We start from the raw sequence: 11,080 nt of genomic DNA on the forward strand, positions 1-11,080 counted from the left end.
CGTCTTCCGCTGACCATGGTGCTGGGCGGTGGCCGTCCGGCCGTGCCCGCCGGAGCGGCACGCTCCCGCGTCACTCCCGCGAGCGCCCGTTCCTCGGGGCTTCGCGTCCGTCATGGAAAAGGTGGATCGTATGACTGCTGCCGGCGGAGAACCGATCGCGTCGATCACCGACGCCACGCTCACCGACATCGCCACCAACGGTGTCTGGGACTCCGGACTCACCTTCACCCCCTCCGTCATCGACCTGGCCAATGCCCTGGTCGCCGCACTCCAGGGCAGCCCCGGGGGCGCGCTCCCACCGGAGCTGGCGGAGCTGGCGAACGCCGTCCGGCGGCGCGCCTCGATCGGCTTCCCGCGCATCGTCGCGTCGGACGGAGTCCGCCTGTCGGCCTTCTCCATCGAACTCAGCGACCCGACACCCCACCCCGTCGTGATCGTGCCCGCCGGCTGGAGCCCGTACGGCTGGCTGCCTTTCCTGTACGCCTACCTCACGCTGGCGCACCGCGGCTACCACGTGCTGGCGTACACCCCGCGAGGAATCGGCGACCCGGCGCTGCCGTCCACGTCCGAGGGCACCGTCGATGTCGCCGGTCCCAAGGACTGGGCCGACGGGTCGACGGTGATCGACTACGCGCAGGAGCACTTCAACCCGAGCAAGATCGGTCTTCTCGGCGAGTCCTACGGCTCCGGGATCAGCCAGCTCATCGCCGCGCATGACCCGGACGACCGGGTCTCCGTGGTCGTCGCGCTGAGTACCTGGGGCAATCTGGCCACCAGCCTGTACCACCACCACACCCGTCATCTCGCCGCCGCCCAGGCGCTGATCGACTTCACCGGCGGCCCGATGGAGGAGAAGTTCGACGAGGAGACCCGGCAGGTCCTCACCGACTTCCTGGGCGGCCACCACCTCGACGACGTGGTGGCCTGGGGCACGGAGCGCTCCCCGGAAGCGTATGTGCGCCTCACCAACGCGCGGGGCATCCCGACCTTCTTCTCGAACACCTGGCACGAGAGCCTCTTCCCGGCCGGCCAGGTGATCGAGACGTTCACGCAGCTCACCGTGCCGAAGCGGCTGAACATGTGGATCGGCGACCACGGCGCGCCCGAAGGTCCCGGCCTCGCCGGGCTGTTGACCGGTCTGCCGTTCCCCGGCCTGCGCGTCCCGATGCGGGAAGCCTACGACTGGCTGGACCACTACCTGCTCGACGCCGACAACGACGTGCCGACGTGGGCGGAGGTGGACAACCAGGTCATGTTCACCTACCGGACCATCCCGATCCCCGGCGGCACCCACCTGATCACCGTTCCGGCGCACCGTGAACAGCGTCCGGTGTGGGACGACGTCACCACCGGCAGCGAGATCTGGTACCTCACGGCCACGCGTGGCAACGGCGACGGCGCGCTGGCCGAGGAGCCGACCGACGGATGGGCCCGGGACTTCACCGCCGGCGAGCTGACCTCCGCCACCGCGATGGGCGCCATCCTGCAGACCGGGCAGCAGGAGTGGTTCGGCAACCCCAAGATCTACGACCCGGCGAAGTTCGAACGGCCGCAGCTGCTGGTCTGGGCGACCGAGCCGCTCGCCGGCCAGGACGGTGCGGCCCGGCGCATCCGGGGCACCGCGGCCGTGCGGTTCACCGTACGCAGCACCTCGGACGCCACCACCCTGGTGGCCTACCTGTTCGACGCCGCCCCGGACGGCACGGCCCGGATCATCACCCACGAGCCGTACACCGTCAGCGACTTGACCCCCAACCTGGACCGCTCGGTCAGCTGGCAGCTCCAGCCCGCCGTCTACGACCTGCCGGACCGCCACCGGCTCGTCCTGGTCGTCAACAGCCGCGACAAGCTGTACTCCTTCGCCGGCGAGGACGGCAGCACCACCACCATCAGCTCGCCGAAGGGAGAGGAGGCCAGCCTGGAACTCCCGCTCGGCTGAGCCATGTGACGCGCGCGACCGGGTCGGCACGGTGGGCGGGTGACGCGGTGACGCGGTGACGCCTCACCCGCCCACCACCGTCCTTGGCGGTCCCAGGGACGAGGCCGACTCCTTTGCCTCGCAGGGCGGTTCCGTCGATGCGGCTGCGGCCTAGGGCTGCGCCGGGGCCAGGCCGTCCGCGACCAGGCCGGCCAGGACCGCTTCGCCGAGGGCGTGGACCGCGGACTGCGGGCGGACCATGACCGTGAACTCGCGGATGAGGCCGGCCGGATCGAGGTGGATCAGGTCGATGCCGTTGATCTCGCGGCCGTTGACGGTGGCGCGGAAGAGCAGCACCGCGGCGGGGGTCTCGGCGCCGTCGGCGAGGGTCTGGGCGGCGCCGTCGAGCCGGCCGACGTAGCGGAAGTCCTCGAAGGTGCGCAGCAGGACGTTGAACAGGCCGAGCACCAGGGGCCGGCCCTCGAAGGGGCGGAACTTCACCGGGCTGTAGACGCGGATGTCCTCCGTGAACAGCCCCTCCATCGCGCCGAGGTCACGCTGCTCGACGGCGGTGCGGAAACGGTCCACGGCGGTTTCGGTCGCGGTCATGACGGCAGCGCTCCCCTCCGGATACTCAACGATGTGAGTACTCAGTTTCTTGAGTATGATGATGCACGGATGCGGGCCCGGGGACAACCCTCCGACCGGCCGGGGACGACCCTGGCGACCCCGCTCCGCGACCGGGGAGGAGGCCGACCGGATGGCGCTGCGCCACGCCGTGCTCGCGGCGCTGCTCGACGAGGAGCTGAGCGGATACCAGCTCGCGAAGGCGTTCGACCTGGGCGTGGCCAACTTCTGGCAGGCCGCCCCGCAGCAGCTCTACGCGGAACTGCCCAAGCTGGAGCGGGCCGGCCTGGTCACCGGCCGCAAGGTGGTGCAGGAGGGCCGCCCCGACAAGCGCGTCTACGAGGTCACCGACCTCGGTCTCGCCGAGCTGGAACGCTTCGCCGCCACCACCGGCAAGCCGTCCCTGATCCGCGACGACCTCATGGTCAAGGTGCAGGCCGCCGACCACGTCGACACCGATGTGCTCACCGCCCGCCTCGCCGAGCGGATCGCCTTCGCGCAGGCCCGGATCGAGCTGTTCGACGGGCTGCTGCGGCGGATGCGCGGCGACGCCACCGAGGAGGAGTACCTGCGGCACGGCGCCCGGATCGGCCCCTACCTCACCTGCCTGCGCGGTCTCGCCTTCGAGCGCGGCAACCGCGAGTGGTACGAGCGCACCGCCGAGGTCCTGCGCGCGCGGCAGGCGGCCCGCGGGTAGCGGCCCGCGCACGGCGCACGGCTCCCGGCTCCACGCGCGGTTCCCGACCCCGCGCACGCTTCCCGGCCCCCCGCACAGCTCCCACACCCCGCGGCTTCGCGATCGCCCGCCCCGGCTCGGTACGATTCAGCGCAGCGGCGGAAGACGACCCGCCCGCGCTCGTGAGCCTCAAGTCGCTCGTAAGCCTCAAGTCAGGAGCAGACCGGTGTCAGACCTCCGTGTGATCATCAAACGCGATTCCGCCGAACCGGAAGCGCGGGTGGTCACGACGGGCACGACCGCGGCGGATCTGTTCGAGGGCGAGCGGGCCGTGGTCGCCGCCCGCGTCGGCGGCGCGCTCAAGGACCTCGCCTACCCGGTCGCCGACGGCGACGAGGTCGAGGCCGTGGAGATCACCAGCCCCGACGGGCTGAACATCCTGCGGCACTCCACCGCCCACGTGATGGCCCAGGCGGTGCAGGACCTCTTCCCGCTGGCCAAGCTCGGCATCGGCCCGCCGATCAAGGACGGCTTCTACTACGACTTCGACGTCCCGCAGCCCTTCACCCCCGATGACCTCAAGGCCATCGAGAAGCGGATGCAGGAGATCCAGAAGCGCGGCCAGCGCTTCTCCCGTCGCGCGATCACCGACGACGCCGCCCGCGAGGAACTGGCCGACGAGCCGTACAAGCTGGAGCTGATCGGCCTCAAGGGCTCCGCGGCGAACTCCGAGGACGGCGCGGACGTCGAGGTGGGCGGCGGCGAGCTGACCATCTACGACAACCTCGACGCGAAGACCGGCGAGCTGTGCTGGAAGGACCTGTGCCGCGGCCCGCACCTGCCCACCACCCGCGCCATCCCGGCCTTCAAACTGATGCGCAACGCCGCCGCGTACTGGCGCGGCAGCGAGAAGAACCCGCAGCTCCAGCGGATCTACGGCACCGCGTGGCCCACCAAGGACGAGCTCAAGGCCCACCTGGACTTCCTCGCCGAGGCCGAGAAGCGCGACCACCGCAAGCTCGGCGCCGAACTCGACCTCTTCTCCTTCCCCGACGAGCTGGGCTCGGGCCTCGCCGTCTTCCACCCCAAGGGCGGGGTGATCCGCAAGGAGATGGAGGAGTACTCCCGCAGGCGCCACGAGGAGGCGGGGTACGAGTTCGTCAACACCCCGCACATCACCAAGGCGAAGCTCTACGAGACCTCCGGCCACCTGCCGCACTACGCCGAGGGCATGTTCCCCCCCATGGAGTTCGAGGGGCAGGACTACTACCTCAAGGCCATGAACTGCCCGATGCACAACCTGATCTTCGACGCCCGCGGCCGCTCCTACCGCGAACTCCCCTTGAGGTTGTTCGAGTTCGGCACGGTGTACCGGTACGAGAAGTCGGGCGTCGTGCACGGCCTGACCCGGGCCCGCGGCTTCACCCAGGACGACTCGCACATCTACTGCACGAAGGAGCAGGTGCCCGACGAGCTGGACTCCCTGCTCACCTTCGTGCTGAACCTGCTGCGGGACTACGGCCTCAGCGACTTCTACCTGGAGCTGTCCACCCGTGGCGAGGGCGACAAGTTCATCGGCGAGGACCACGAATGGGCCGAGGCCACCGAGCAGTTGCGGCAGGCCGCCGAGAAGCAGGGCCTGGAACTGGTGATGGACCCGGGCGGCGCCGCCTTCTACGGCCCGAAGATCTCGGTCCAGGCGCGTGACGCGATCGGCCGGACCTGGCAGATGTCCACGATCCAGGTCGACTTCCAGCAGCCGGCCCGCTTCAAGCTGGAGTACACCGCGGCCGACGGCACCCGGCAGCAGCCGGTGATGATCCACCGGGCGCTCTTCGGCTCCATCGAGCGCTTCTTCGCGGTGCTGCTGGAGCACTACGCGGGCGCCTTCCCGGCCTGGCTCGCCCCCGTGCAGGCGGTCGGTATCCCGGTCGGCGACGCCCACGTGCCCTACCTCCAGGAGTTCGCGGAGGAGGCCAAGCGCAAGGGCCTGCGGGTCGAGGTCGACTCCTCCTCGGACCGGATGCAGAAGAAGATCAGGACCTGGCAGCGGCAGAAGCCGCCGTTCATGATCATCGTCGGCGACGACGACATGTCGCACGGCACGGTGTCCTTCCGCTACCGCGACGGCTCGCAGGAGAACAACATCCCGCGCGACGAGGCGCTGGCGAAGCTCGTGGACGTGGTGGAGCGCCGCGTGCAGGTCTGAGCCGCGGGTCCCCGCGCACGCGAGAAGCCCCCGTTCCGCCGTACCTCAGCGGAGCGGGGGCTTCTCGCCCTCGCGGGCGAAGACCTGGAAGAGCCACGACGAGAACGCGCCGGTCACCGCGCCCAGCAGCGCCATGCCGCACAGCATCAGCCCGACCGCGATGGTGCGGCCGGCCGGCGTGACCGGGGTGGTGTCGCCGTAGCCGACCGTGGTGATCGTGGAGCACATCCACCACACCGAGTCGCCGAAGGTGCGGATCGTCGCGCCCGGCGCGTCCCGCTCCACCTGGTAGACCGCCAGCGCGGCCGCGAAACCGAGCAGCACCGCGGAGAGCCCGGCGTACGCGATCACCCGCCCGTACAGGCTCAGCCGCGGCTCGTCCCGGCGCCGCTGGACCGCCTGGTACATGCTGACGAAGCGCAGCGGGCGCAGCAGCGGCAGCACCAGCACGACCGTGTCGAGCGGGTGGTGGCGCACGTGCGCGAGGAGCGAGCGCCGCGGGCCCAGCCGCCAGCGCACCAGGTAGTCGACGAGGAACACCGCCCAGGCGCCGTACACCACCGCCAGGCACGCGTCGTGCCCGGCGGCGGGCATCCCGCGGGCCAGCACGTGCACGGCGTACGCGGTCAGGAAGAGCAGCGACACGGCGAACAGGGGCCGTTCGCTGCGGGTCTTCCACCGGGCGAGGCGGGGGTCGTCGGCCATCCGGCCAGGATCGCGGGCCCCGGTCGGCGACGGCCCCGGCGACACGCGGGACGGGGGGTTGGCCATATGCTGATCGGCATGACGAGTGAGCCGGAGCAGCGGGGTGGGGCGGGGGGTCCGGACGCGTTCCAGCGGCTGTGGACCCCGCACCGGATGGCGTACATCCAGGGCGAGAACAAGCCGACCGGGCCCGGTGCGGGTGACGGGTGTCCCTTCTGCGCGATCCCGTCGAAGTCCGACGAGGACGGGCTGGTCATCGCGCGCGGGGAGCGGGCGTACGCCGTGCTCAACCTGTACCCGTACAACAGCGGGCACCTCATGCTCGTGCCCTACCGGCACGTCGCGGACTACACGGACCTCGACGACGGCGAGACGGCGGAGGTCGCGCTGCTCACGAAGCAGGCGATGACCGCGCTGCGGGCCGCGTCCGGGGCGCAGGGGTTCAACATCGGGATGAACCAGGGGGATGTGGCCGGAGCCGGGATCGCGGCGCACCTGCACCAGCACGTGGTGCCCCGCTGGGGCGGGGACGTCAACTTCATGCCGGTGGTCGGCAATACGAAGGTGCTGCCGCAGCTTCTGGCCGACACCCGCAAGCTGCTCGCGGACGCCTGGCCGAGCTGACCCTCCGGGGTGGGGGGTTCCGTCGGTCGGGGGACCGCCTGCCGGCGGTGGGTTGCGCGCGCGGCTCTCCCCCAGAGCTTCGCCTGGGGGCCGCACGCGCCCCTGAGTACGTGCGGCTCCCTGCGCGAAGGGAGCCGCACACGACCCGGGGCACCGCCCTACGCGTCGTAGGCGTCGGCCTTCTTGGGCTCGACGCCCTGGACCATGCCGCCGAGCGCCATGGAGCGGCTGGTGAACTGGGTGATGTCGACGCCGTTCTCGTCCATCACCTGGATCGCGGCGGCGTGCACCGCGCGGAGGACGGGGGTGGCGGCGCGGAGCGCGTCGTCGGCCATGAAGCGGTGCTGCCAGGGCTTGTCGGCCCAGGTGTGGCGCAGGCCGAAGGGCTCGGGGAGCTTGAGGGAGCCGCCGAGGTGGTCGAGGATCGACGGGAACCGGGTCAGCGGCGCGCGGGCGGTGAGGCGGACCACCTCGGACGGATTGACGACCGGCAGCGAGACGGTCCTGGTCTCCCAGAACTTCACGGACTTGCTGACCGTCTTGGTCGGCGCGGACGGCTTGGAGGTGAACAGGCCCTTGATCGGGCCGAGCGCGTATCCGGTGACCTCGACGCGGAGGGTCTGCGCGAGGACGGTCACGGTGACCATGAGGGTGATCACGAGGTTGCCGTCCCACAGCACGAACTGGATGCCCAGGTAGTGCCGGTTGCCCTTGCCGAACTGCTGGGTGTTGCAGATCCGCTGGATCTCGAAGTCCTTGACGGTGTACGCCTCGACCTCGGTCCCGGTGGGGCGGGAGATGCTGCCGGCGCCCTCGCTGATGGGGGCCACCACCCAGTGCCGTATCGACGGCTTGGGGAAGCCGCCGGTGTGCAGGGGGCCGCGCTCCAGCATCCGCAGCCGGTCGTGGATCGCCCGGATCACATCCCAGCTGCGGAACGGGTTGATCTCCTTCATGTCCTCGCGCGGCACCAGCTCCTCGGCCATCTGCCAGCTGCCCCAGCGGCTGCCCATGCCGAGTATCCCGCGCGGGCCCGCGTAGAAGACGACGTTGCTGCTCTGCTCGGCGGCGAGCTTCGCCAGGCTCTGCCGGAGGCTTTCGGCGCGTAGCTGGTTGGGGTTGCGCGGCACCGCCTCGGGGATCTTCGCGCCGACCCCGGAGCCGCCGGCCAGTTCGCCCCACCGGTCGCGCAGGTCCTTGGCGGTGCGCTCGCAGATCCGGCGGGCGAGGAACCAGCCGATCACCGGCACGATCATCACCACGCGGAAGTACAGCGCCCAGAACCCGCTGAACGGCGGCCGGATCGCCAGCAGGACCGCCAGCACGGCCGCGACCGCGAGCACCGCCCCGCCCAGCACGCCCGCCTTGTTGCCCTTCTCCCTCAGGCCGGTCAGCGAGCGGCGGAGCTGGAACGCGCCGAGCCACAGCAAGGTGCCCGGCAGGAACAGCAGCCCGCACACCCCCATCACGACGCTCAGCCGGTTGTCGCGCTCCTGCCTGATCCGGGTGGCCGCCAGGCAGTGCTCGACGACGGTCTGCGGCTCGATGCCGAAGGACTGCACGAGTTCGCCGCGGGCCGCGCCCAGCATCCGGACCTGCACCGCCCGCGCGAACGCCTCACCGAGGTTGGGCTCGAACAGCGACAGCCGGGGCGGCGTCACCTTGGCACCGTCACTGATGCCGATCAGGTCCTCCATCGTGGAGTCCCGGTACGCCGCCGAGGCGAGCGCCTGTGTCGCGGCCGTCTCGCCGTCGGTACCCAGGAGCGGGACCTGCGCTCCCGGGCTGAAGTCGAACCCGTCTGTCACCGCAGCCCCCACTCGCCATCCGACCGCACCCTGAAAGGCAGGCTCCGACCAGCCCATTCCCCGCACAGGGCCGCATCACACGTTCGGAGCACTTTCCACATTACCGGCGCGGCGTCACCTGGCGCGCGCCGTCTGCTGTTCCGCCTCTTCCAAGTAATGCATTTTCGCGGCGAGTTGCGCCGGCATCGGCTCGTGACGGGCGTAGTGGCGGCTGAACCGGCCGGTGCCGTGCGACAGGGAGCGCAGGTCGATGGCGTACCGGCCGATCTCGATCTCGGGCACCTCGGCCCGCACCATCGAGCGGCCCTCGCCCGCCGGTTCGGAGCCCAGGACGCGGCCCCGCCGGCTGGACAGGTCGCTCATCACCGGGCCGACGTAGGCGTCCGGCACCAACACCCCGACCTCGTCCACGGGTTCGAGCAGGTGGATCGGGCACTCGGCGGCGGCCTCCCGCAGCGCCAGCGCGCCCGCGGTCTGGAAGGCGGCGTCGGAGGAGTCCACCGAGTGCGCCTTGCCGTCGGAGAGCGTGACCCGGATGTCGACCACCGGGAAGCCGAGCGCGACCCCGCGGGCGGCCTGGGCGCGGATGCCCTTCTCCACCGACGGGATGAACTGGCGCGGCACCGCCCCGCCGATCACCTTGTCGACGAACTCGATGCCCGAGCCCACCGGCAGCGGCTCCACCTCGATCTCGCAGATCGCGAACTGCCCGTGCCCGCCGGACTGTTTGACGTGCCGGCCGCGGGCGGTCGCGGGCTGCCCGAACGTCTCGCGCAGCGGCACCTTGTGCGCGACCGCGTCGACCTGCACCCCGTAGCGGCCGCGCAGCCGCTCCAGCGCCACGTCGGCGTGCGCCTCGCCCATGCACCACAGCACCACCTGGTGGGTGTCGGGGTTCTGTTCCAGCCGCATGGTGGGGTCCTCGGCGACCAGCCGGGCCAGGCCCTGGGAGAGCTTGTCCTCGTCGGCGTTGCTGTGCGCCTCGATCGCGATCGGCAGCAGCGGGTCGGGCATCCGCCACGGCGCCATCAGCAGCGGGTGGTCCTGGTCGGAGAGGGTGTCACCGGTCTCGGCGCGGGTCAGTTTCGCCACGCACACCAGGTCGCCGGCGGACGCGGACGGCACCGGGCGCTGCTGCTTGCCGAACGGCGACGACAGCGCGCCGACCCGCTCGTCCACGTCGTGGTCCTCGTGCCCGCGGTCCTCCATGCCGTGCCCGGACACGTGCACCGTCTCGTCGGGCCGCAGCGTGCCGGAGAAGACCCGTACCAGGCTGAGCCGGCCGACGTAGGGGTCGGAGGTGGTCTTGACCACCTCGGCGGCCAGCGGGCCGTCCGGGTCGCAGGCCAGCGGCGGGCGGGGGCGGCCGTCGGGGTCGGTGACCGGCGGGGCGGCGCGCTCCAGCGGGGTGGGGAAGCCGCCGGTGACCAGTTCGAGGAGTTCCACGGTGCCCAGGCCCTGGCGGGAGCCCTCGGCGGCGGGGGCGGCGGCCAGCACCGGGTGGAAGGTGCCGCGGGCCACGGCCCGCTCCAGGTCGGTGACGAGGGTCCCGACGTCGATCGACTCGCCGCCGAGGTAGCGGTCCATCAGCGTCTCGTCCTCGCTCTCGGCGATGATCCCCTCGATCAGCCGGTTGCGGGCTTCGGCGAGCCGCGGGGCCAGCTCGGCGTCGGGGTCGGCCTCCACCCGCTCACCGGTGGAGTAGTCGTAGACCCGGCCGGTGAGCAGCCCGACCAGGCCGGTGACCGGGGCGTGGCCGTCGGGTCCCGCCGGGCCGTGCACCGGCAGGTACAGCGGCAGCACCGCGTCCGGGTCGTCGCCGCCGAGCTCGCTCGCGCACTGCGCGGCGGTCTCCTCGAAGCCGGCCCGCGCGGACTCCAGGTGCGTGACCACCACGGCCCGCGGCATGCCGACCGCGGCGCACTCGTCCCACACCATCCGGGTCGCGCCGCCGATGCCCTCGCCGTCCTGCGCGGCCGAGACGACGAAGAGGGCCGCGTCCGCTGCTCGCAGACCGGCCCTCAACTCCCCGACGAAATCGGCGTATCCGGGGGTGTCCAGCACGTTGACCCGGATTCCGCCCCATTCCACCGGCACCAGGGACAACTGCACCGAGCGCTGCTGGCGCTGCTCGATCTCGTCGTGGTCCGACAGCGAACCGCCGTCCTCCACCCGTCCGGCCCGGCCCACCGCCCCGGTGGCCTGCGCCAGCGCCTCCACCAGCGTGGTCTTGCCCGCGCCGCTGTGGCCGACCAGCACCACGTTGCGCACCGCCTCGGGGCGACTCCCGGGGGGAGCCGCCGCGGATACGCCTCCGGCGGCCCCTGGAACCGCGTCCTTCCTACCGCCACCACTCATGTTTCCCGCCTCCCGGGGGTCACTCCGCGGGTGCGTACAGGTTCCCTTCGACGGTACGCCCAAATCGGGCGCCGGGACCCTTGAGGGGTGCCGCGGGTACTCCCGGGCAAGCACGGACGGAGCCGCGCACCACCAGGAGCGCGTGGGGGCACCCC

General features: G+C 71.6%; 8 protein-coding genes. 4 read left to right on the forward strand and 4 right to left on the reverse strand.

Annotated features, from left to right (window positions below; genetic code table 11):
• The first annotated feature begins 130 nt into the window (after nt 1-130).
• On the forward strand, nt 131-1,939 hold the full coding sequence (locus ACIPAE_RS16610) for an alpha/beta fold hydrolase (protein WP_402445717.1): 1,809 nt from the start codon (nt 131-133) through the stop codon (nt 1,937-1,939).
• A gap of 150 nt (nt 1,940-2,089) precedes the next feature.
• Here ACIPAE_RS16610 and ACIPAE_RS16615 read toward each other — a convergent pair whose 3' ends face one another.
• Nucleotides 2,090-2,527 carry a nuclear transport factor 2 family protein gene (locus ACIPAE_RS16615; RefSeq protein WP_329371547.1) on the reverse strand — a complete coding sequence of 146 codons (438 nt, stop codon included), beginning with the start codon at nt 2,525-2,527 and terminating at the stop codon, nt 2,090-2,092.
• A gap of 151 nt (nt 2,528-2,678) precedes the next feature.
• On the opposite strand from ACIPAE_RS16615, the gene ACIPAE_RS16620 reads away from it, so the two are divergent.
• Complete coding sequence (locus ACIPAE_RS16620) at nt 2,679-3,242, forward strand: PadR family transcriptional regulator (protein ID WP_329371548.1); 564 nt, start codon at nt 2,679-2,681, stop codon at nt 3,240-3,242.
• A gap of 205 nt (nt 3,243-3,447) precedes the next feature.
• On the forward strand, nt 3,448-5,430 hold the full coding sequence (thrS, locus tag ACIPAE_RS16625) for a threonine--tRNA ligase (protein WP_329371549.1): 1,983 nt from the start codon (nt 3,448-3,450) through the stop codon (nt 5,428-5,430).
• A 45-nt stretch (nt 5,431-5,475) separates the two neighbouring features.
• Here thrS and ACIPAE_RS16630 read toward each other — a convergent pair whose 3' ends face one another.
• Nucleotides 5,476-6,135, reverse strand: coding sequence for a potassium channel family protein (locus ACIPAE_RS16630; RefSeq protein WP_402445720.1), 660 nt, complete (start codon nt 6,133-6,135; stop codon nt 5,476-5,478).
• Nucleotides 6,136-6,201: 66 nt separating this feature from the next.
• Between ACIPAE_RS16630 and ACIPAE_RS16635 the strand changes: the two genes are divergently transcribed.
• Nucleotides 6,202-6,759, forward strand: a complete 558-nt coding sequence (locus ACIPAE_RS16635) for an HIT domain-containing protein (RefSeq protein ID WP_329371553.1) — start codon at nt 6,202-6,204, stop codon at nt 6,757-6,759.
• Between the two features lie 158 nt (nt 6,760-6,917).
• Here the strand turns inward: ACIPAE_RS16635 and ACIPAE_RS16640 are convergent, their stop codons facing one another.
• Together ACIPAE_RS16640 and ACIPAE_RS16645 are read right to left on the reverse strand one after the other, a co-directional pair.
• Nucleotides 6,918-8,624: a hypothetical protein gene (locus ACIPAE_RS16640; RefSeq protein WP_402445723.1), complete on the reverse strand. Its 1,707-nt coding sequence runs from the start codon at nt 8,622-8,624 to the stop codon at nt 6,918-6,920.
• A gap of 57 nt (nt 8,625-8,681) precedes the next feature.
• A complete protein-coding gene (locus ACIPAE_RS16645) occupies nt 8,682-10,925 on the reverse strand; it encodes an elongation factor G-like protein EF-G2 (RefSeq protein ID WP_402445724.1) in 2,244 nt (747 codons plus the stop codon).
• Between the last annotated feature and the right edge of the window lie 155 nt (nt 10,926-11,080).

Origin of the sequence: Streptomyces sp. NPDC087270 (genome assembly GCF_044744625.1) — a bacterium.
Lineage (GTDB): Bacteria > Actinomycetota > Actinomycetes > Streptomycetales > Streptomycetaceae > Actinacidiphila.